Source organism: Aestuariirhabdus sp. LZHN29, assembly GCF_049985285.1.
GTDB lineage: Bacteria > Pseudomonadota > Gammaproteobacteria > Pseudomonadales > Aestuariirhabdaceae > Aestuariirhabdus.
In genome coordinates, this window is the sequence record NZ_JBNIEU010000001.1 from 333,928 (window position 1) to 354,908 (window position 20,981).

At 54.8% G+C, this 20,981-nt stretch carries 19 protein-coding genes; 4 read left to right on the plus strand and 15 right to left on the minus strand.

The annotated features are described in order from the left end of the window. Positions 1 to 75: 75 nt before the first annotated feature. Complete coding sequence (locus tag ACP3PW_RS01560; protein ID WP_426414895.1) at positions 76 to 2,049, minus strand: alkyl/aryl-sulfatase; 1,974 nt, start codon at positions 2,047 to 2,049, stop codon at positions 76 to 78. A 144-nt stretch (positions 2,050 to 2,193) separates the two neighbouring features. On the opposite strand from ACP3PW_RS01560, the gene ACP3PW_RS01565 reads away from it, so the two are divergent. Next, positions 2,194 to 3,117 carry a LysR family transcriptional regulator gene (locus ACP3PW_RS01565; RefSeq protein WP_426414896.1) on the plus strand — a complete coding sequence of 308 codons (924 nt, stop codon included), beginning with the start codon at positions 2,194 to 2,196 and terminating at the stop codon, positions 3,115 to 3,117. On the opposite strand, the gene ACP3PW_RS01570 is transcribed toward ACP3PW_RS01565, so the two are convergent. Continuing rightward, a complete protein-coding gene (locus tag ACP3PW_RS01570) occupies positions 3,110 to 3,715 on the minus strand; it encodes a LysE family translocator (protein WP_426414897.1) in 606 nt (201 codons plus the stop codon). The two genes, ACP3PW_RS01565 and ACP3PW_RS01570, sit on opposite strands and share 8 nt — an antisense overlap. A 137-nt stretch (positions 3,716 to 3,852) precedes the next feature. After that, positions 3,853 to 4,572, minus strand: coding sequence for an alanyl-tRNA editing protein (locus ACP3PW_RS01575; RefSeq protein ID WP_426414898.1), 720 nt, complete (start codon positions 4,570 to 4,572; stop codon positions 3,853 to 3,855). Between the two features lie 123 nt (positions 4,573 to 4,695). Between ACP3PW_RS01575 and ACP3PW_RS01580 the strand changes: the two genes are divergently transcribed. Continuing rightward, positions 4,696 to 6,093: a PLP-dependent aminotransferase family protein gene (locus ACP3PW_RS01580; RefSeq protein WP_426414899.1), complete on the plus strand. Its 1,398-nt coding sequence runs from the start codon at positions 4,696 to 4,698 to the stop codon at positions 6,091 to 6,093. A gap of 8 nt (positions 6,094 to 6,101) precedes the next feature. Here ACP3PW_RS01580 and ACP3PW_RS01585 read toward each other — a convergent pair whose 3' ends face one another. From ACP3PW_RS01585 to ACP3PW_RS01625, 9 genes are all read right to left on the minus strand, one after another. Then, positions 6,102 to 8,048: a diguanylate cyclase domain-containing protein gene (locus tag ACP3PW_RS01585; RefSeq protein ID WP_426414900.1), complete on the minus strand. Its 1,947-nt coding sequence runs from the start codon at positions 8,046 to 8,048 to the stop codon at positions 6,102 to 6,104. 234 nt (positions 8,049 to 8,282) lie between these two features. After that, positions 8,283 to 8,984, minus strand: a complete 702-nt coding sequence (locus ACP3PW_RS01590) for an ABC transporter ATP-binding protein (RefSeq protein ID WP_426414901.1) — start codon at positions 8,982 to 8,984, stop codon at positions 8,283 to 8,285. A gap of 4 nt (positions 8,985 to 8,988) precedes the next feature. Beyond that, positions 8,989 to 9,756 (minus strand): high-affinity branched-chain amino acid ABC transporter ATP-binding protein LivG, encoded by a 768-nt coding sequence (gene livG, locus ACP3PW_RS01595; RefSeq protein WP_426414902.1) that lies wholly within the window; start codon positions 9,754 to 9,756, stop codon positions 8,989 to 8,991. Next, entirely contained in the window at positions 9,753 to 11,021 is a 1,269-nt protein-coding gene (locus ACP3PW_RS01600) for a high-affinity branched-chain amino acid ABC transporter permease LivM (RefSeq protein WP_426414903.1), read from the minus strand. The genes livG and ACP3PW_RS01600 overlap by 4 nt, the downstream gene beginning before the upstream one ends. Next, positions 11,018 to 11,944: a high-affinity branched-chain amino acid ABC transporter permease LivH gene (gene livH, locus ACP3PW_RS01605; RefSeq protein WP_426414904.1), complete on the minus strand. Its 927-nt coding sequence runs from the start codon at positions 11,942 to 11,944 to the stop codon at positions 11,018 to 11,020. The genes ACP3PW_RS01600 and livH overlap by 4 nt, the downstream gene beginning before the upstream one ends. 68 nt (positions 11,945 to 12,012) lie before the next feature. Next, on the minus strand, positions 12,013 to 13,119 hold the full coding sequence (locus ACP3PW_RS01610) for a branched-chain amino acid ABC transporter substrate-binding protein (protein ID WP_426414905.1): 1,107 nt from the start codon (positions 13,117 to 13,119) through the stop codon (positions 12,013 to 12,015). Positions 13,120 to 13,421: 302 nt separating this feature from the next. After that, positions 13,422 to 13,901: a universal stress protein gene (locus tag ACP3PW_RS01615; protein WP_426414906.1), complete on the minus strand. Its 480-nt coding sequence runs from the start codon at positions 13,899 to 13,901 to the stop codon at positions 13,422 to 13,424. Between the two features lie 175 nt (positions 13,902 to 14,076). Further along, positions 14,077 to 14,955 (minus strand): AEC family transporter, encoded by an 879-nt coding sequence (locus tag ACP3PW_RS01620; RefSeq protein ID WP_426414907.1) that lies wholly within the window; start codon positions 14,953 to 14,955, stop codon positions 14,077 to 14,079. Between the two features lie 112 nt (positions 14,956 to 15,067). Continuing rightward, positions 15,068 to 16,144, minus strand: coding sequence for a polysaccharide deacetylase family protein (locus ACP3PW_RS01625; RefSeq protein WP_426414908.1), 1,077 nt, complete (start codon positions 16,142 to 16,144; stop codon positions 15,068 to 15,070). A 141-nt stretch (positions 16,145 to 16,285) separates the two neighbouring features. On the opposite strand from ACP3PW_RS01625, the gene ACP3PW_RS01630 reads away from it, so the two are divergent. Beyond that, complete coding sequence (locus ACP3PW_RS01630) at positions 16,286 to 17,593, plus strand: multiheme c-type cytochrome (RefSeq protein WP_426414909.1); 1,308 nt, start codon at positions 16,286 to 16,288, stop codon at positions 17,591 to 17,593. A gap of 43 nt (positions 17,594 to 17,636) precedes the next feature. Here the strand turns inward: ACP3PW_RS01630 and ACP3PW_RS01635 are convergent, their stop codons facing one another. The 3 genes from ACP3PW_RS01635 to tesB all read right to left on the minus strand — a co-directional run bounded on the left by ACP3PW_RS01635 (position 17,637) and on the right by tesB (position 19,880). Then, entirely contained in the window at positions 17,637 to 18,239 is a 603-nt protein-coding gene (locus ACP3PW_RS01635; RefSeq protein WP_426414910.1) for an FMN-dependent NADH-azoreductase, read from the minus strand. Between the two features lie 109 nt (positions 18,240 to 18,348). Beyond that, positions 18,349 to 19,011 (minus strand): HAD family hydrolase, encoded by a 663-nt coding sequence (locus tag ACP3PW_RS01640; RefSeq protein WP_426414911.1) that lies wholly within the window; start codon positions 19,009 to 19,011, stop codon positions 18,349 to 18,351. A gap of 5 nt (positions 19,012 to 19,016) precedes the next feature. After that, a complete protein-coding gene (tesB, locus tag ACP3PW_RS01645; RefSeq protein ID WP_426414912.1) occupies positions 19,017 to 19,880 on the minus strand; it encodes an acyl-CoA thioesterase II in 864 nt (287 codons plus the stop codon). A 327-nt stretch (positions 19,881 to 20,207) separates the two neighbouring features. On the opposite strand from tesB, the gene ACP3PW_RS01650 reads away from it, so the two are divergent. Beyond that, on the plus strand, positions 20,208 to 20,981 hold the full coding sequence (locus ACP3PW_RS01650; protein WP_426414913.1) for a substrate-binding periplasmic protein: 774 nt from the start codon (positions 20,208 to 20,210) through the stop codon (positions 20,979 to 20,981).

The following is a 20,981-nucleotide window of genomic DNA, read 5'->3' on the forward strand; positions in this document are numbered from 1 at the left end:
TTGATAGTATAGCAAGCTACCCCGGGTTGCCCGGAACCACTTCGTAACAGGAGTCGCGCTGACCATCGGCGTCGGTTACAGAACCGGTGGCAGCGGCACGATCTCAAACTCGGGATCAAACTCCACCAAGGTCCCGAAAATCTTGCCGAGGGTTTGGTCGTCCCCCTCCAGGGTCGCCGCTCCGGTTTCCAGCAACCGGGATAGCCTCACCTGCCCAAGTAGTACACGGGTTATATCGGCACCATTAATACTCAGGGTCGCATCCGCTTGACGCGGCGCATCTACCAGTATGTTGTTGAGGTTCCCGTTACTCAGTTCAACAAAGAGCACCTCATCGCTGTTAAGTGCCACTACGTTCAGTGTTACCCGCCCCTGCTCAGCAGCCTTCAGACTGTCAACCTTTACCGCCAGATAGTCGAACAGAGTAGAGATATCCATCTGCCCAATCACATCGGAAGAGGCACTTTTGGGAGTTCCAGGCAAAATACCAATGCGCAGTTCCTGAGCGCCGGTTAGATAGATGTTACGCCACCCGGCTCCCTCAGACTGGTAGCCCAGCTGCTCATAGGTATCAGCCAACAGATTCCGTGCTGCTGCATGTTCGGGGTGGGCGGCCACAACTTTACTCATCACCGTCGCCACGAAACGGTACTCACCCTTATCAAAATCGGCCTGGGCCAACTCCATCACACGATCTGCTCCACCCAGATACTGCACATACTTAACAGCTTCCGCCTGTACCGGCAGCGGGTCGAGATTGGCCGGATTCATATCAAAGTATCCCAGGTACATGTTGTACACCGCCTTGGCATTATGGCTGTATGTACCGTGGTAACCATTAGTGTGCCAGGTTTGGTAGATTGCGTCGGGTATGGTCGCCTCGATCGCATCACCGATATCCTGAATGGTTACCCCGCTATTCGCCAGTCGCAGAGTCTGGTTATGCACAAGACCGTAGTTATCCCGCTGCAAACGCAAATACTCGTTGATCTCAGCGTTACCCCACACCGGAGCGGAATGAGCGGCAAAAAGTACCTCTGCCTCCCCGCCCCATAGAGTGATCATTTCATTGATGTATTTGGACCAGGCCAGGGAGTCGCGCACCTTGGCACCGCGCAGAGTATAGATATTGTGCATGCCGTGATAGGTTAGTTCGGCACTCCATAACGCTTTTTGCTGCGGCAGGTACGTCACCACTTCGGCGGGCGCCTCTGCACCGGAAACGTCCATAAAAACCATCTCCACACCGTCGATGGTTAACCGTTCAATACGCTCCTGTTGATTAAGGTCGTAGGTGGGGGCCACATAAGTGATCTCGCCCTGGGACAACCCCTTACCCAGCGCTGCATCGACAATACCCTGGTCACCAGTGTCCAGCGTCACTCCATACTGGTAAGCGGCCCGGCGCGACATCGCATTCCCCGCTAGTACATTCTCGTCGACTATCTCCTTAGTCAGGCCGTTGGGGCCATAGACGGGTATGTCGGGATAGCGATCAATAATACCCCGGGAACCCCCAAAATGGTCTGCATGAGAATGGGAGTAAATCATTGCCACGACGGGCAGGTCTCCGCCCTCGGGAAGATTCTGCAAAGCAAACTTGAGCGACTGTACAGCCGCTTCCCGGGTCAGCAGCACATCATAGAGAATCCAGCCACTGTCTCCACGAATAAGGGTCATATTGGCCAGGTCGGTACCGCGAACCTGATAGATGCCATCACTTACCCGGTAGAGCCCATCAGCCGCCTGATTGAGCTGAGCCTGCCGGTACAGTGAGGGATTCACCGTATCAGGCGCCTCATTGCCTATAAACTCAAACTGTTCGCGTAGCAACGCTGCCGTCTCGGCGTCAAATCTGGCGATCAGGCCGCGCCGAGCATCGGTAAAAGCCCGGGTGTCGTCCCAATTGAGACGCCCGGCCTGATTCTGGTTCGCCTCCCGGGTATGAGCTGTCGCCGGTTTGCCAGCATAGTCCAGAACGATTTCGGTATCGGCGTGGGCGGCGGCAAAAGCCATAGTGATGGTAGTGAAAAATAGCGTTTTGTTCATGGGGTCTCCATTGTCCTCTGCGCAGGGAAGGCTGCATTCCCATCGATTGTTGTTATGAGAAGAGCATAGAGTGCTGTCTTAGCAAGATAACTAAGTCTATATTGGGTTTAACTATTTATATTATGAATGAATTGAGCACACCCAATGCCGCAAAACCGCCATTTTGACCTAAACCTGCTGCGCGCATTTTCTGCTGTGTATCGCACTGCGTCTTTTACTCGAGCCGCCGAGCAGCTGGACCTGACCCAATCTTCGGTCAGCAATGCGATCCACCGCCTCAAGCGACAGATTGGAGAGGATCTGTTCGTCCGCGCGGGTAGGGGTATTCAACCCACGGTCGCCGCGCATCAACTGCATGCCATGTTAGAAAACTCATTGCTCGATATTGATCGGGTCATTCAGGGGTTTGAGCACTTTGACCCCAAACAGAGTGAACGAGCATTTCAGGTGTACGCCATGGAGCCTTTGATCCATCTGTTGCAACCTCTGCTCGACAGAGAGCTCCGCGGTCTGCGCTCTCGGATTGTGTTTCGGGACCTCCCCCCACAGGAGGACCAGATCCAAGAGCACCTGCTCAACAATCAGGTCGATCTGGTATTGGATTTCATCCCTCCACAACAGGCCGAACTCTCCTGCTCGCTCCTGCTCCACCAGCATATCTGCTGCGTGGTGCGACAAGGTCACCCCCGCATCCGTGGTCAGATCAATGCCGATCAGTACTATCAGGAGATGCACGTGCTTCTCACCCTGCGCCGGCACAGCCTGACGGTTGCGGATATCCTCACCCGCGAGGTATTGAGACCACGCTCGATCTACTGCGAACACAACTCCCTTGTCAGCATGCTGGCAACCGTGGGCCGTAGCGATGCCATCGGCGTTTCATCGACGTCGCTGGCGCAACAGTATCAGCAGGCCTTTGAACTGCAAATACTGCCCCTACCCTTTAGCGCCGACCCGGTACCGATTTACCTGGTATGGGCCACCCGCCTACACAACCACCCGGCCCAGCAGTGGTTGCGCATGACCCTGGAGCGAGTGGCCGCAAAAATTGAATGCAGCCCTAGTTAAGAATCAACACCACCGAACCGGCGGTGAGGCCCGCGAGCATCAAATTGATCGCGCGCAGTTTACGAGGATCACTCATCATACGCCGCAACAGGCTGCCAAAACCCGCCCACAGACTGACCGAGGGCAGATTGACCACCACAAATACCGCCGCCACCATCAGCGCGGAGGTCGTATAGCCGTCTCCCGCCAGGGTGAAGCTGGACATCGCGGTGATCGCCATCACCCAGGCCTTGGGGTTGACGAACTGGAACCCCGCCGCCTGTACGAAGGTGAAAGGCTTGCCAGCCTGCACCTCAGCGTCTGCGGTTGGTGGCGTAGCCCGCGCGATGCACCAGGCAAGATAGAGCAGGTAGGCGCAGCCGATCCATTTTAGGGCCTCCTGCAATACCGGGTAGCTCTGGAACAGCGTTCCTAAACCGAACGCCACCAACAGGCACAGCAGCGCAAAACCACCGGGGATGCCCAGCATGTGAGGGATGGTACGTACGAAACCGTAGTTGATCCCCGACGCGGTCAACATCAGGTTATTGGGGCCAGGGGTTGCCGAAGAGACAAAGGCAAACACCACCAGCGCCAGCAGCGTTTCAAAGGGCACCATGATGGCCCTCCCGTGCGGGGCATATTCCCCTCCTCGGCTGGCTAACGAGCTGCTGCACGCGAGCATTACCGACAGCGATAAGATAGAAGCTATGAGTCATGTGTCTGGTCCTGAGCCCTTCTCGGGCTACGAAGCGGTTAATCATTAAGTTGAAGGTGGATGCGTCGGTTGCGCCTGCCCTTGTTCTCGATTTTGCTGATAGTGACCTCGCCGATCTCGGAGGTATTGCCAACGTGGGTGCCACCACAGGGCTGGTAATCCACCCCGGCAATTCTCAGCATGCGAATACGGCCCGCTCCTCGCGGAGGCTGAACCGACATGGTTCGCACCAGATCGGGGTTGGCATCGAGCTCTGCATCGGTGATCCACTCGCTGGTGACTTCGATGCCCTGCTCCACCAGGCGGTTGATCGCCTCCGTGAGCTGAACCTTGTCCACCGTCGCATCACCGAGGTCGAAATCGAGCCGGCTTTTGTCCACCCCCACCGAGCCTCCCGTCACGCCCCGCGGCACCAGCGAGCAGAGCAGGTGCAGCGCCGTATGCATACGCATCAGACGGTGGCGGCGCGCCCAGTCCAGATGCTGTGTTATCGAGTCACCCACCCTGAGGCCGTGGTCATGGGCTTCCAGTTGATGCCATATTTCACCCGGCGCTTCCGCCTTAACCGTGTCCACCACCCTTAGGGACGAGCCATTGCTGGTAATCCAATGCCCCTGATCGCCAGGCTGCCCGCCCCCCGCAGGGTAAAACAGGGTCTGGTCTAGCATCACCCGATCCCCATCGACCCGGATGACCTCTGCGCCCAGGGTCTGCGCGGTAGGGGTGGCGTAAAAAGCTGCCTGCAATGCTGTACTCATAATCTGTCTGCTCCTTGCTAATTGTATGCATACACTTATAATTGTTTTGTCGCTTCGTAATTACAATTCGATATTTGTCATCATATTTTGTTTCTATAATCGGTCAAGGAATTTATTGTCACCATGACAATATGGCTTAATGAGATAGCAGAACGAACCGGGCCACGCTACGTGGCGCTTGCCGACAGCATTGCCAACGCCATCGACAGAGGAGACCTGCAACCGGGAGATCGACTGCCGACCCATCGCGCACTGGCAGACGCGCTCGGCGTCACTATAGGCACCGTCACTCGCGGCTACCAGGAAGCGGAGCGACGCCAGCTGGTGAGCGCCCGGGTAGGCAGTGGCACCTTTATCCGAGACCGTAACGTCGAGCACGCGATGCATGGCTTCGGGATTATCGACCCGCAATCCGGCGGTGCTATCGATCTCGGGCTCAGCCTCAGCCTCAACGGCCCCCAAACCCAGCTAATGGCCGATAGCCTGCAACAGCTATCCGCGGAACCCTCAACCCTGCAAGCCCTGCTGAGCTACCAGAACGAACAGGGTATGGCGCACCAGCGTAATCGTTTTGCCACATGGCTGGGTGAAGCCGGCGTGGACAGTGACCCCGAGAGATTGCTGCTGTGTTGTGGCGGTCAACATGCGATCAGCATCGCCCTGCAAACCATCTGTCGACCCGGAGACCTGGTTCTATCAGAAGGGCTCACCTATCCCGGTTTTAGCGCGGCAGCGCGGCTGGCGCAGCTGCGTCATGTCGGCCTACCCATGGATTCCGAGGGGATCGATGCGGGAGCCTTTGAGGGCCTTTGTCGCCAGCAGAAACCCCGCGCACTCTACTGCATGCCCGCACTGCACAACCCCACAACCATTGAAACCTCCCAGGAACGAAGGCAGCAAATTGTCGAGATCGCCCGACGTTACGATGTGCTGCTTCTGGAGGATGACATCCAGTTCAACGCGACACCCGAGCGCCACACACCATTAGCAACAATGGCACCGGAGCAGGTGTTTTATATTGGCGGGGTAGCAAAAGTGATGGCGGGGGGCTTGCGCGTCGGCTTGCTGCAGGTACCCCAAAACTGGGTAGCGGAAACGGCCCATACTCTGCGCGCCAACTGCTGGATGGCTCCACCGCTAATGGCTGAGCTGGTATGCCGATGGATAGGTGAAGGCAGCGACAAGCAACTACACCGCTGGCAATGCCAGGAGGCCATTGCGCGCCAGGCCCTGGTCGATGAGATGTTAGGGGACTACGCCATCGCTCATCCGCCGCAGGGGTACAATGTGTGGCTGGAACTCCCTCCCCAGTGGCGTGCACAGGCTTTCGTGGAGCAGGCTGAACGCAATGGAGTGCTGGTGAAAACGGCCGAAACCTTCGCCGTCGGTAGTTTTCACGCGCCCCAGGCGATTCGGTTCTGCATCAGCCCCGTTGCAGACCGCGAAACCCTGCGGCGGGGGCTGGAAAAAATTCGCCTCACGCTGGAGTCTACCCCGCCGATAGACCGGCCGGTTATGTAAAACGGACGCTATAACGGACTGTGCTGGTAGACCTCATAAGTAGCGCGGCGCTGCTTGGCCATATACATCGCCCGATCGGCCAGATGGATGAGCTCTTCGGGCAGCTCGCTGTGTTCGGGGCAAAGACTGATACCCACACTGACCCCTAGATAATCGATATGGTTACCGTCTACCATATAGGGCTGGCGAATAGAATCGACCAGTTTCTCGGCAACCACTTCAAAATGCTTGGTGTCCCCACGCTGCAGCAACACCACAAACTCATCACCGCCAACTCGGGCTATAAAATCGTTTTCCCGCATGCTCGCCAGCAAGCGATGAGCAATCTGTTGTAACAACTGATCACCTGCCTGATGCCCAAGGGTGTCATTCACCCGTTTGAAATGATCCAGATCGAGGTACAGCACCCCTAGGGTAACCGGCCGATAATGCCGCTGTCGCAAAAGATCTTCGATCTCATTCCCCAGTGCCTTGCGATTAAACAAGCCGGTCAAGGGATCGTGATACGCCATATGGGACAGCTCCATATGTTCCTGTTGACGGTGGGTTACGTCCCGCACAACACTGCGAACTCCTTTAACTTTTCCCTTGCCGGATAATATGGCCGATGCACTCACCTCAATAAAAAGCACCTCCCCATTAGAGCGTGAAATCTCTAAAACTTCGCGGCTGGTCACCGCCGGATCCCTGGCAACCCATTGTAAATACCCTGAAATCAACTTACTTACAGCAGCTGGCATCAGCGCATTATAGTGAGCACCTATCAGATTTTCGCGTTCAACACCCAACATGCGCGCCATGGACAGATTGGCGACTCGAACATGGCCTTCCAGATCCAGCTCGACAAAACCATCGATAAGCTGGTCCATTAACACCTGTTGACGCTCAAAACCGGTGCGCAAACGCTCTACCGTCCAGGAGAAATCGCGAGCCAATTGGGCCAGCTCATCCTGCCCGGGGAGCTCTACAATTTCAGCCGACGCGTCGACGCCAATATGGTGTACGCTTGCCTGTAGCTTGCGTAAACGGGCAAGCGGACCCTGATTGATAATCAGGGTCAACAGCACCATGACGCTCGAAACCACCGTCAGTATCACCCACTGAAAGCGCTCCAGGGCGTATGCCCCTTCCGCCATAATAGAAAGCTCACGACTGATTCGAACCAGCAGGGGTTTGGCCGTAATATCCTCCAACCTATAGCTCAGCGACCCCTGACCTTCCCCCTCTACTACACGGTACTGCGCCTCTTCTGCGTCTAGTGCGGCTAGCTGTTCTATATTTGCTGCACTCATTAGCGGATGGGAGTCCCATACCAACTCAAACGGAGTGCCTACGAGGCGCTCAGTCTCCTGCAGTACCGACCGGTCCAGAAAGCGCAAGACCAGTAACACACCGTTGCTGGCAGAGTTCTGGTTAGAGTCGGTGACCGGCTCTGCAGCCAGGGCAACCAGTAAACCGTCTACCGCTAGCAATCCACTTATAGCGCGAGGCTTACCCTCCTCAAAAAACAAAGCCCCACTCTTTAAGTAGCGCAAGAGAGAGACCGGGAGGGGACGTAGAGACATCTTTTCCAGGTCGATGTTAATACTGTGGACTACCCGGCCACTTAGGTCCAAATAGATAAGTCCGTTTACGTCGAGGTTAGCGAGGGAGTTAATTTCAAGGTTATCTTCAATATAAGCGTCATTTTTACCGGCGATAAACTCGTAGGTATCATCCCATTGCGCCCAGTCCAGCGCCGTCGAGCGCACGCTATTAACCCGCAGCGCAAGCGAGCTGTCCAGGGCATCCCGGTCTGATTTCAGGCGCTGTTTTTCCAGGCTCACAAAACTTGGAAAGATCAGCTCATGGGCGAAATGGTGCGACAGTGGTAACAGCAGCGCAAGCGCAAGCGCCATCACCAAAAGTAGGCGACTACGCAAGGAGAGAGATAAGAATAAGCCGCCCTGAGTCATAGCTTTATCCTAGTGCACAACGGAAGCGGCTACCAGCGTGTCCGACATAAAGATAGTCGGTTATCGATACCCATCCCGGCAGCAGAAGGTCATCCCGGTACAGGAGGAGAAAAGTCTACGGGACTGAGTCAAACCCGAGCAAATACGGATGGCGCAGTGGTTACCGATAACTCTGATAACCGACGGCGCTTGCGCGCCGCCGATCGACCAGGTTTGTGACACCGCCTACCGATTTTATCCGCCTAGATAGGCCTTACGCACCGCTTCGTTAGTAAGCAGCGCATCGCCGGTATCTTCCAAAACGATACGACCGTTCTCCAGTACGTATCCGCGATCCGCGAGTCGCAGCGCCTGATTAGCATTTTGCTCCACCAGAAATATGGTCATCCCCTCGCTACGCAGCTGTTCGATGATGTCAAAGATCTGCTGAATGATCAGCGGCGCCAATCCCAGTGAGGGCTCATCAAGGAACAATAGTTTGGGTCGACTCATCATCGCACGACCGATGGCCAGCATCTGCTGCTCGCCACCGGACATTGTTCCACTACGCTGGTTTTCACGCTCCTTAAGGCGCGGAAACAACTGGTAAACGTGCTCCAGCGTTTTGTCGAACTCCGACTGCTCGGTAAAGAACCCACCCATGTGCAGGTTCTCCTCTACCGTTAATCGAGAAAACACCCTGCGCCCCTCAGGCACTACCGCAATTCCTGTGCGCATAATATCGGATGTCTTTTTTTGTGAGATATCCTCACCCATAAATTCGATACTACCACTTCCGAGGCGAGGATCGCCGCAAGCGGTCATCAAAAGCGTACTCTTTCCCGCTCCGTTGGCGCCAATCAAGGAGACAATTTCGCCCTCGTTAACCTGAACCGACACATCGTGGAGCGCCTGAATCTTACCGTAGTAAGTCGATACATTTTTTAACGTCAGCATCTGCTTACTCCTCTCCCAGGTACGCTTTGACCACATCAGGATTATTGAGAATCTCCTGCGGTGTACCGGTCGCCAGCGGGCGCCCCTGGTTGACCACAACAATATTGTCGGAGATACCCATCACCAGTTTCATATCGTGCTCGATCAAGAGAATGGATATACCGTCCCTGTCCCGTAGACTCACGATCAGTTCGTCCAGCTCTTTGGTCTCGTTAGGGTTCAATCCGGCGGCAGGCTCGTCCAGCATCAACAGATCAGGAGCTGCTACCATGCACCGGGCAATTTCGAGGCGCCGCTGCTGACCATAGGCAAGGTTACCCGCTTCACGATTGGCAAACTCGGTGAGATTGACCCTGTCCAGCCAATGGGCCGCACGGTCCATCGCTTCAGACTCGGCACGCCGATAGCCCGGGGTCTTAAACAGCCCGGCGAGCAAACCGGTTTTAAGATGGCGGTGCTGGGCAACCAGCAGGTTTTCAATAACGGTCATCTCCTTAAACAGGCGCACATGCTGAAAGGTACGAATAATACCCAGGCTCGAGATCTTGTGCCCTGGCAGCCCGTGAATAGGCTGGCCCCTGTATAAAATCTCGCCTGATGTGGGCTTATAAAACCCGGTCAGACAGTTAAACACCGTTGTCTTGCCCGCGCCATTGGGGCCAATAACCGAAACAATCTCACGTTCATTTACCGTTAGCGCCACACCATCAACCGCCAACAGCCCACCAAAGCGCATGCTCAGCCCGGTGGCTTTTAACAATGCATTACTCATTGGCTACGCAGCTCCATATGGGGACGTTTCATCGGCAGCAGGCCTTGCGGACGCCACACCATCATAAACACCATCATAAGACCGAACATCAGCATCCGGTACTCCTGGAACTCCCGCGCCAACTCGGGCAACACGGTCATAACTATTGCTGCCAGTATTACCCCCATCTGGGACCCCATTCCGCCAAGCACGACAATCGCCAAAATGATCGCCGACTCGATAAAGATAAAGGATTCGGGGCTGATAAAACCCTGACGCGCGGCGAAGAAGGAACCAGCAAAACCGGCAAAGGCCGCACCAATGGTAAAGGCAGTCAGCTTGATCACGGTCGGGTTAAGCCCCAACGAACGGCAAGCGATCTCATCCTCACGCAGCGCTTCCCAGGCCCGCCCAATCGGCATCCGCAACAGGCGATTGATTACAAACAGGGTCAGAATCACCAGCAATACCGCCAGGATATAAAGGAAGATCACCTTATAGGTGCCGCTGTAGGAGAGACCGAAGAAATCGTGAAACAGGCCACTGCCACCGTCTTTCAGCTTACGGTTAAACTCAAGGCCAAACAGGGTCGGCTTGGCGATCTGGCTGATACCGTTGGGCCCCCCCGTGAGCTCCGTCCAGTTATTGAGCAAAATACGGATGATCTCACCAAAGCCCAGAGTCACGATCGCCAGGTAATCTCCCCGCAATCGCAACACGGGAAAACCCAGGATAAAGCCAAAAAACGCCGCCATCAGACCGGCAATCGGCAGACACACCCAGAACGAGAGCCCAAAGTAGGTGGAGAGCAAAGCGTAGGTATAGGCCCCCACTGCGTAGAAACCGACGTAGCCCAGGTCCAGTAACCCCGCCAGGCCAACCACAATATTGAGGCCCAGCCCCAGCATCACGTAGATCAGGGTCAGTGTCGCCAGATCGATGGCACCACGGGAAGCATAAAACGGCCAGATCATCAGTGCCGCCAAGCCAAAGGCGATCAAAAGATTTTTAAGCTTGGGGTTAGCGCTCAGATCCGGTAATTTTGGCAATCCGGGTACGGCCTCTTTAGCCGCGCCAACGCCCGACATAATCGGCTGGCGAAACAGCTGAAACAGGAACACGATCACGGCGGCTGTCGCTACATAACTTAGGTTTTCAGGATTCTCTACCTTGATGACCAGGCCCGTGCCTTCGTTTACCAGGTTCAATCCCATCAGCATACCGGACAGAATCAGCAACACGATGGTTGCGATCACGGCATTAAAAAGGTTGTGTTTCTGGATCATACTTTTTCAACCTCCGGCTTACCGAGAATACCCGAAGGCAGGAACAGCAATACAAACACCAGTAACAGGAAGGCGACAACATCCTTGTATTCGGTACTGAAGTAACCGGCCGTAAAGGCTTCCGACAATCCCAGCAGCAGGCCGCCCAGCACTGCACCGGGAATACTTCCGATGCCCCCTAGTACCGCCGCTGTAAAGGCTTTGAGTCCCGCCATAAAGCCCAGGTAAGGGTTGATAACCCCGTAATAGGTTCCCAGCAATACCCCTGCTACGGCAGCCAGCGCAGCACCAATAATAAAGGTCAGGGCGATGATACGATTGGTGTCGATTCCCAGCAGATTCGCCATGCCAAGATCCTCGGCACAGGCTCGACAAGCCCTTCCCGTCCGGGATCTGGAGATAAACAGGGTGAGTGCGGTCATGCTGATGAAGGTGACTGCGAAGATAACGACCTGCATGTAAGACACCGTGGCCTGAAAGCCGTCGGCTGGCCCGAAGCTCCAGCCGCCAGTGATCAGGCTAGGCATCGCAACATCACGGGAGCCTTGCGCCATACGCACCAGGTTTTGCAGAAAAATAGACATACCGATTGCCGAAATCAACGGAATCAGTCGGTTACCGCCCCGCAGGGGACGGTAGGCGACACGTTCAATTGTGTAACCATAACTGCTGGTTACAATCATACTGATCAAAAACGCGGCGCACAGTAAGATGGGTAAGCTCTCGATACCTAACATGGCCAATGCGGCCAACACAATGAAAGCTATGTAACTGCCGATCATATAGACCTCGCCGTGGGCGAAGTTGATCATACCGATGATGCCATAAACCATGGTGTAGCCGATGGCGATCAGTGCATAGGTACTGCCGACGGTGAGACCATTGAGCAGCTGTTGCACGAAATAAAGAAGAGACTCAGACATATACACTCTCGAATATCAAAAAAGCGCCCCACCGGTTGGTGAAGGGCGCTTTCCTTACCAACTAACGCTTATTTCGCGCTAGATGTACCATCGGCGTGCCACTCGAAGACACCAAAGTCGAATCCTTTCAGGTCACCTTTAGTGTCCCATTCCAGGGGACCCATTACGGTGTCTACTTTGTTGCTACGCAGGTAATTGGCTACGCCATCACCGTCGGACGCATCACCCATACCCTGTACCATAGCCTGTACCGCCGCGTAGGCAGTCCAAACGAATGGCCCAGTAGGATCTTCGCCTTTGGCGCTGATCGCGTCAGCGATCGGCTTGTTGGCTGGATCCTGGTCGTACTTCTTGGGCAGGGTTACCAGCAGGCCTTCGGACGCAGCACCGGCAATGGCACTGATATCCTTGTTACCCACACCTTCAGGACCCATGAACTTGGCGTCCAGGCCTTTTTCAGCAGACTGACGCAGGATCAGGCCCAGCTCAGGGTGGTAGCCGCCGTAGTATACGAAATCGACGTTCTCTTTCTTCAGCTTACCAATCAACGCCGAGAAGTCCTTGTCGCCGGGAGTTACACCTTCAAAAGCGACAACGGCAACTCCAGCACTTTCCAGACCGCTCTTAACGCTGGTGGCGATGCCTTCACCGTACTGCTGCTTGTCATGAATAACAGCAACGCGGGATGGCTTGACCTGGTTGGCGATGTACTTGGCCGCAGTCGGGCCCTGATCACTGTCGAGGCCAATGGTGCGGAACACCAGCTGATAACCACGGGTGGTGATATCAGGGTTGGTGGACGCTGCAGTGATCATCAGTATGCCTTCATCTTCATAGATGTCGGACGCTGGCTGGGTAGAGCTGGAGCACAGGTGCCCAACGACAAACTTAACGCCATCGTTGACGATTTTGTTGGCTACCGCAACCGCTTGCTTGGGATCACAGGCATCGTCATAGACGACCGCTTCCAACATCTCGCCGTTGACGCCACCGGCTTTGTTGATCATCTCGATCGCCATCTTGGCACCGGTGAACTGCATGTCACCGTACTGGGCCACAGGACCGGTAACTGGACCGGCCAGTGCGACCTTGATCTCTGCCTGAGCAATGGATGCCCCCATAACAGCGGCACTAACAGCCACGCCCATCAATGTCTTGCTTAGTGTTTTGATCATCGTATTTATCTCGTTATCGTTCTAATTGGTTTTATTCGAGGTCAATGCATAGCGGACTGTATATTAAGGGATTTGAAACCCAATAGCAGTCCAACACCTCATCTTTTTAAGAGATTTTAAAAAGGATTGGCAGCGCATCTATAACCTGAGCCTATATAGCCTGATTTACCAGCCCGATTCAAGGCGCTCCCTCGCGGTAACGCCCCATATAGGGCGTAGAAAGCGGGAATGCGGACCCGATCACCCAAAGTAGAACGCCAGCCCCCTGACGGGGGCTGGCGTGTTATTCATCCGACGCAGGGTTACTCTGGATTATTGGGCACCACCAATACGGGCACCGGGCTGTGGCGCACCAGATGCGCCGCCGTCTGACTGTGATGACCAAAGCTATTCTGGCACCCCAACACAACCAAATCACCCTCAAACTTTTCGATCGACCGCATCACCAGATCGACCAAATTGCTTTCGGCCACCACTCGATGAGAAACAAGATTACCTACCTCCGGCAGATCACTCATCTCCTCCTCATAAAACTTCTCAACCCGCTGCTTCATCTCCTGCAGGATGCGCTCTTCACCTTCGCGGCGCAGGTCTTCCGCTTTCCCCTGGGGCAAGTAGGAGCTCACCATGGCATGAACGAAGTCACTAACCGGCTCAAGTGCATGAACCATGATGATGCGAGCATCATATGCCTTAGCCATTTTAATCGCCTGGCGAAACACCGGACGGGTGTGCTTACCCAGTGAGGTAGCGTAGATGATAGTTTTTACTTCGGGCAACATATTCCATTCTCCTGTTACGGTTGCAACCCCTGTCTGACGAGGGCTGTTCCGGTGACATCCTTAACCAAACTCAATTGAAAAACGCGGGATGGTTCATCAGTCGCTGAGCATAGCAGCCAATAGACCACAAAAGATCGATACAGATCAATATTCGTAAGGCCCAACCTGGCAGGGGTTAACTCAGAACATAGGTTAGAACCAGCGGAATGGTTATCAAGCTAGCAAGGTTGCCCAGCATTACAATGGACGCGACTCGCGCTGGCTCAAGGTTGTATTGCTCGGCCACCATATAGTTCAGCACTGCAGGGGGCAATGCACCAAACACCAGCAACGCAGCACTCTCGACCGGGCTCAACGGTAGCCAGATGAGCGCAACGGCGGCACAGATAACGCCACTTAGCGGACAGGCGATCGCACCGGCCAGGCCAATTCGCCAATCCGTCAGGTCTACCGAACAGAGGCGCACCCCGAGAGCAAACATCATCAGGGGAATACAGATCTGCCCCAGCATGTCGATTGGGATCGCTACCCACTGCGGCAGGGGCAGTGACAGTAAACTCCAGCCCAACCCCAACAGCGTGGCGATAATCATCGGAATCCGCAAAATATTGATCAGCCGGGTGCGATGATCTATCACGTAAAGCCCGACCGTAAAATGCAGCACCATCTCGATAATAAAGAGCACCACCCCGATCGCCATCGCCTCTTCACCAAAAGCGAGTACGATCAGGGGAATCCCCAGATTTCCCGAATTGTTAAACATCATGGGAGGAAGAAATGCGCGGGGATTAAACCCTGCCAGCCGAGCCACAGGCCAAAGCAACAGCCCCGACCCCAACACCACTATCACGCAACCCACCACCAGATTGCCATAAGCGGCAAGATCAAAGCTTTTCGCAGACATCACCGAAAAGATCAGCGCAGGACAGAACAGGTCCATATTCATTTTGTTGGCGGCGCTGATATCGGGCTTCTGGAAGCGCCCATAGAGATAACCCGCTGTGACGATGATCACCAGCGGCGCGACCGTCAGCAAAACGCGCTCAAATACCATAAAGTCGAATCCTGTCGGTAACAATAGAATGGTTCAGGGAGAATGCAGGCTTACACACCCACTACATCCGAGCAATACTGCCTTGGCCCAAAGCAGGAGAGTGGGTCACCAGCTAGTCCCAATAACCCGCGCGCAACCAGGGTTTGGAATACCAGTAATAGCGTTTGCCTCGCGCATCAGGTGCGGTGCAGTTATAACGACTCCGGCCTGGCGCAACCCCCTGCTCTGCACGGGACTGGACGCGAACACGCTCCTCACCGTCGATAGTGACGCTGTCTATTGTTATGGGCATTCGGCCCTGACCACTGGCAAAACAAGCGATCTGGCGGGCACGATAAGGCCCGGGAGCGAGCAACAGCTCAAGTTCGGGGCGGGTTTCCCCCTCTGGTAAGACCATTGAGGAGGGTGTTTCCTGAATAACAGGTAGCGGCAGCGACCAGAGTTTGACCGAAAGGTCCTTGATTTCAGCGTAGGCCCCCGATGCTGGAAAACGCGGTAAAAACCCAAAATCTGACCGATTTCCAATGGCACCGGACTGCTGACCGAAGGCGACGTAACCCAACTCCTCAATCAGCGCCTGCGCTGCGGGATCGACCTCGCCATAGGGGTAGGCAAAAATTTTGGGCTGTACCCCCACCTCCGCGTCAATTCGATGCTGGGCTCCCGTGACCTCATCGCGCACTCGCTGCAAGCGCTGGGAGTCGTCTTCGGCTTCCAATAGCTGGGGAATATGCAGATGGCTTCGGGTATGATTACCCACAACCGCTCCGGCTGCCACCATCTCCCTGAGCTGCTGCCAGGAGAGCGCGCGACGGGCACCCGAGTCCACAAAATCGGTGCTCACGAACACCGTGAAGGGCCAGTTTCTCTTTTTCAGCTCTGGAAACGCCCTCTCATAGATCGATACATAGGCATCGTCGAAAGTGATCGCAACCACCCGATCAGGAACCGCCTCCCCCTGTTGCAACGCGGTGATCAGACGTGGCAATGACCACAAAGTAAAACCATTGCTGTCGATATAATCGAGGTGGTCCTGGAAATCCTTCGGCCGCGTCGATGTCACATGGGGCGTGCCATCGTCGACGTGATGATATTGCAGTACCACTCCATGGTAAGGCTCGTTGGCAACAACCGAGACTGTGACTAACATTCCTCCCAAGGCTACCGCCCAGCGTGCGATCCAATCCATTTGTAACACCCGTATCCACTCTATTTATGGGATCAAACTTACCACAGCCCGCAGCTTGATGCTCTAGCGCCAACACTAATGACATCTCCTCAAGGCGGAGATACACTGCGCCCATTCCCGCAACCTATCGGTCATCCCCCCATGAGATTGTTGCATTACCTTACTGCCGCCCTGCTACCCCTTCTATTTATGGCCACCAGCCAGGCAGCGCCCATCACTCTAGTCTATTCCGGCAACCTCGACGGCGAACTCGAACCCTGCGGCTGCTCCGAGGCGGGGGATATGGGCGGTCTCAAACGACGTGCAACCGTACTGCAGTCGCTGCGCGATACCGACCCTGGACTGGTGACCATTACTGCCGGCGGATTGCTCTCCGCCCAGATGACCAGTAACAAGATCAAAAACAGTTATATCCTGACCGCCATCGAGCAACTCAACTACGATGGAGTGGGGTTACAATGGAGCGATCTTGCCTATGGGTTCGATTCTCTCCGTAGCGCAGAGCTTCCCTGGGTTGCCAGTAACTGGAAGGGAGATGAGTTTAGTTCCTCTATTTTGATCAGCCGCCCCGCTGCCCAACTTCACTACTTTCAATGGCTCGACCCCGAGACCTCCCCCTACCGCCAAATGGGCGAAGCCAACCGCAAGGTAGATACCCGTATGGGTTCGTTGAGCGCGCAGCTAGAGGATGCCCTTGATCGCGGCGAAACCACCGTGGTCGGCACCACCCTGAGCCTGCAGCGAGCGCAGTCAGAACTACCACTGGAGCTGATTGATCTGCTCCTCATCGAGCCCCTGTATGAGGAGATAGGTGAACCCCGGCAGCTGGGACAAACCTTAGTTCTGCAACCCGGTTCGCGAGGAATGCGGCTGGGCAAGCTTGCACTGGAGATTGAAGCCAGCGGGCGTATTAGCCAGTGGCAACACGAGGTGATCACACTACCGCCAAGCGTCGCCGATTCACCGGCACTGGCCCAGTGGTACAGTGATTACAACGAAGAGATTAAGCTTTTTTACCAGCGGCGCGTCGAACAGCGTAAAGCACTCACCGCCGGAACCAGTCCCTACGTCGGCAACCAGCAATGCGCCTTGTGCCACGCTGAAAGCGCAAAAATCTGGCAGGGCAGTGAGCACGCCAAAGCGATCGCAGACCTGCAAGCGGTAGGCAAGTCCTACGATCCTGAATGCCTCGCCTGCCATACGGTCGGGCTAGGAGTCGACGGCGGCTACCTGGATCAGTTCGCCACCCCCCATCTGGCCAATGTCCAGTGTGAAAACTGCCATGGAGCAGGCCGCGAACACGCGAAATCTGCCGGGCAAACCCCGCTGGATCGACCCAAACCCGACGACACCACCTGTCGTCAGTGCCATAACCCATCCCACAGCCCCGGCTTCGATTTTTCCACCTACTGGCCCAGGATCAAGCACGGAAAAGAATCCACCCAATAAAAAAAGGGTCACCCGAAGGTGACCCTTTTTTTATCTTCAGCGCTCAAGAAAACAGGGCGTCTATCTGCAACTCCGCTCCGGAGATCGCTTCGGAAAAGCTCTCCCCCCCCATATTCAACCCTTCGGCGTAAACGAAATGCACATCGGTGATACCAATAAACGCCAGCACATCCTTCAAATAGCTGGTTTGGGTGTCTTTGGACGTACCCTGATAGTGCCCGCCGCGCGCCGCCAATACGTAGGCCCTCTTGCCCTCCAACAGACCCTTGGGACCCTGCTCGGTGTAGGTGAACGTGAGCCCCGCCCTGGCGATATGATCAATCCAGGATTTCAGGGTCGAGGGAATACCGAAGTTATACATAGGGACTCCCAACACCAGCACATCGCTCTCCTGCAGCTCACGCACCAGCTCATCTGAGCGTTTGACCAGCGCCTGCTGTTGGTCGTCACGCTGCTCAGCAGGAGTAAAAAAGGCACCCACCACGGCCTCATCCAGGTGAGGTATCGGGTCTGTTGCCATATCCCGCTGCACAATGTGGTCCTGTGGATTTTGTTCACGCCACTGACGCAGAAATGTTTCGGTCAGGTTGGTAGAGTTTGCACCCTCGCGGCGTAAGCTGCTATTGATCACCAGTACATTTGACATATTGCCCTCTCTCGTCGGTTAGGGGATAAACCATGAGAGCTATTTTAGGGCGATCGCCTGCGGGGGATAGCGGAAAGAAGCGAGCAACTTATTCAAATTATTTGAAGCCTTAGTTACCAACACCGAGTTTAGACGCTCTACGAAGGTATTCATGGAGCTGAGTAAAATCATCGAAACAGTGGTCAGCCAGCGCTTCCCATTCAAAGCGACCTCGAAAATTCACATGCACAGTCGTCACTCCAGCCGCGCGCCCGGCCGCAAGATCGTGTGAAAAATCACCCACCATCACCGACTGCTCTGGCGACACCCGAAAGTGTCTCATCAACTGCTGAATACCATCGGGAGCAGGCTTCGGTGCAGCGCATTCGCGCCCCAGCACCGCTTCGGGAAAAAACAGCTCACCCACGTCTATCGCGCGCAAAGACAGCAGAGCATTATCGCGGGTGTTTCGGGTTAGCAATCCAAAATCAGCACTGTCCGCCAGCCAGCGCAAGCACTCAAACACGCCCTTGGCCGCCTGACTTTGATGAGCAAGGTCGCGCTCAATCCGTTCGAGTTTACGGTGACGACGACGAGACTCCTCTGCCGGCAGCTGGTCGAGAAAGGTAAGGATATCCTCCTCCAGGGGAACACCCAAGGCGTGACGAATGGCAACAAAATCATGTACCGGCCGGGTCAGGGTACCGTCCAGGTCAAAAACCCACAGGCGCTTATGCTTCAATCGGTTTGACGACATCGCCTGGGAGTAATCCGAACGGTTTATAAGCGGCATTTCGATTAGCTCTTACGGTTACGAATCAAGCCTTCCTGAATCGTTGACGCTACCAACTCCCCTTGCTGGTTAAAGTACTGCCCACGAACCAATCCCCTGGCCCCGGACGCACTAGGACTATCGATCACATAAAGCAGCCATTCGTCAAAACGGAAGGGCCGGTGAAACCACATCGCGTGGTCGATGGTAGCAACCTGCATATGCGGCATCCAAAAATTTTCCCCGTGAGGGTTAAGGGATACTGGTAAAAAGTCAAAATCGGATGCATAGGCAAGCAAGTATTTATGAATACGAAGATCATCTGGCATTTTACCTACCGTTCGGCACCAGACATTACTTTGAGGATCCATCACTTTTGGATCAACCAGATTCTGAGGATTAATCGGACGCACTTCGATCGGCTTTTCACAAACCATTTTCTCGCGTAGCGCTTCGGGAATCATCTTTTGGTGCTGACGATAGATATCTGTTTTGCTGGGCACGTTTTCAGGGCCACCTACCTCTGGCATCTCTGCCTGATGATCGAAGCCCGGCTCGTCAACCTGAAACGACGCCGACATAAAAAAGATAGGATTTCCGTTCTGGATCGCAACCACTCTTCGTGTGGTAAAGCTTTTTCCGTCACGGATACAATCAACTTCATAGACAATCGGTTTGTGGGCATTCCCTGGACGTAAAAAATAACTGTGAAAGGAGTGAACCGAGCGAGTTTCATCGACCGTTTGCTTGGCAGCAGACAGCGCCTGCCCCATGACCTGTCCGCCAAATACATTGGGGAAGCCCAGATCCTGACTCTGTCCACGAAATAGATTCTCTTCGATCTTTTCAAGCTTGAGCAACTCAAGCAACTCATTCAACTGCTGACTCATGGATCTCTCCGCTATATTGCATCGTTCGGGGAATCTCAAGGCCTTAACCACGGCTCTTATCCCTCTGTTGTTTTAACTACCAGCACCTTTTTTCTGTTATCAACCCATCCAAAAATACGCGTCGAAGTAGAACCTGTAACCCTCTTCGTACCAGCCTCCCGCCATAGTGACTGGCCAAGCAGCGCTATAGACAGACTGTAGTTTTTGCCCGCAGGACAGATGAATCCCTATTGTACGATTCGCATCGCCCCATTTCCATGTATCGCCGTTGGTAACTGGCTAAGGGAAAGGTATGATCTAGACAATACGTAGCCTCAGGAGAAGCCTTTGTTAATTCCCATATCTATCCGCTGCTTGCTAGCGCTATTGCTGATTGCTCCCATGGCGTTGCACGCTGCCAGTTTGCGTATCGGTACGAGCGGGCAGTACCCGCCGTTCAGCCAGGATCATCAGGGCGAGCTGGAGGGGCTGGATATAGAGCTGGCGCAGCAGCTGGCAACGTTCCTGGGACAGGAGATCGAATTCCGAGTGCTGCCGTTCTCCGATCTGATTCCTGCTCTACGAAACGACAGCATTGATCTGATCATGTCTGGAATGAGCATTACTCCTGCACGTTCACGACAGGTACTGTTCACGAGCCCGATAACCCAGACCGGCCAGGTGGCCATTATCCACCAGCGCAATATCGGTATGCTGGGGGAACCCTGGCAGCTAACCCGCGACGGACGCCGTATCGGCGTCAAGCGGGGTACCACGGGAGAGGAACTGGTCCTGAATGAGTTCCCATCGGCAATAGTGATGTCCTTTGATACCATCGATAAGGCGCTGGCCGTACTGACCGCCGGAGAGCTCGATTACGTAATTCATGACGCCCAGACCAGCTGGATGATCAGCCAGAACCGCGAATTTGAAGAACTTATCAGTCTCAACCAGCCTCTGAGCGAAGAGAGTATCGCGTGGGCAGTTTCGCCAAAATCCAGGGAGCTACTCCTGCAGATTAACGCCTTCCTGACCGAGGCACGGCGTAACGGAGAGCTGGACCGCTTACTGCGCCGCTGGTTACCCCTGTCCATTTACACCAACCAGGCTCCTCGCCACTAG

What these genes read in the sequence shown, in the direction of transcription:
- ACP3PW_RS01560 (WP_426414895.1), bottom strand. Translation starts at nt 2,049, where the DNA reads ATGAACAAAACGCTATTTTTCACTACCATCACTATGGCTTTTGCCGCC.
- ACP3PW_RS01615 (WP_426414906.1), bottom strand. Translation starts at nt 13,901, where the DNA reads ATGTTGCCCGAAGTAAAAACTATCATCTACGCTACCTCACTGGGTAAG.
- ACP3PW_RS01590 (WP_426414901.1), bottom strand. Translation starts at nt 8,984, where the DNA reads ATGCTGACGTTAAAAAATGTATCGACTTACTACGGTAAGATTCAGGCG.
- ACP3PW_RS01630 (WP_426414909.1), top strand. Translation starts at nt 16,286, where the DNA reads ATGAGATTGTTGCATTACCTTACTGCCGCCCTGCTACCCCTTCTATTT.
- ACP3PW_RS01625 (WP_426414908.1), bottom strand. Translation starts at nt 16,144, where the DNA reads ATGGATTGGATCGCACGCTGGGCGGTAGCCTTGGGAGGAATGTTAGTC.
- ACP3PW_RS01585 (WP_426414900.1), bottom strand. Translation starts at nt 8,048, where the DNA reads ATGACTCAGGGCGGCTTATTCTTATCTCTCTCCTTGCGTAGTCGCCTA.
- ACP3PW_RS01610 (WP_426414905.1), bottom strand. Translation starts at nt 13,119, where the DNA reads ATGATCAAAACACTAAGCAAGACATTGATGGGCGTGGCTGTTAGTGCC.
- ACP3PW_RS01600 (WP_426414903.1), bottom strand. Translation starts at nt 11,021, where the DNA reads ATGATCCAGAAACACAACCTTTTTAATGCCGTGATCGCAACCATCGTG.
- ACP3PW_RS01565 (WP_426414896.1), top strand. Translation starts at nt 2,194, where the DNA reads ATGCCGCAAAACCGCCATTTTGACCTAAACCTGCTGCGCGCATTTTCT.
- ACP3PW_RS01620 (WP_426414907.1), bottom strand. Translation starts at nt 14,955, where the DNA reads ATGGTATTTGAGCGCGTTTTGCTGACGGTCGCGCCGCTGGTGATCATC.
- ACP3PW_RS01570 (WP_426414897.1), bottom strand. Translation starts at nt 3,715, where the DNA reads ATGGTGCCCTTTGAAACGCTGCTGGCGCTGGTGGTGTTTGCCTTTGTC.
- ACP3PW_RS01635 (WP_426414910.1), bottom strand. Translation starts at nt 18,239, where the DNA reads ATGTCAAATGTACTGGTGATCAATAGCAGCTTACGCCGCGAGGGTGCA.
- livG (WP_426414902.1), bottom strand. Translation starts at nt 9,756, where the DNA reads ATGAGTAATGCATTGTTAAAAGCCACCGGGCTGAGCATGCGCTTTGGT.
- tesB (WP_426414912.1), bottom strand. Translation starts at nt 19,880, where the DNA reads ATGAGTCAGCAGTTGAATGAGTTGCTTGAGTTGCTCAAGCTTGAAAAG.
- livH (WP_426414904.1), bottom strand. Translation starts at nt 11,944, where the DNA reads ATGTCTGAGTCTCTTCTTTATTTCGTGCAACAGCTGCTCAATGGTCTC.
- ACP3PW_RS01575 (WP_426414898.1), bottom strand. Translation starts at nt 4,572, where the DNA reads ATGAGTACAGCATTGCAGGCAGCTTTTTACGCCACCCCTACCGCGCAG.
- ACP3PW_RS01640 (WP_426414911.1), bottom strand. Translation starts at nt 19,011, where the DNA reads ATGCCGCTTATAAACCGTTCGGATTACTCCCAGGCGATGTCGTCAAAC.
- ACP3PW_RS01580 (WP_426414899.1), top strand. Translation starts at nt 4,696, where the DNA reads ATGACAATATGGCTTAATGAGATAGCAGAACGAACCGGGCCACGCTAC.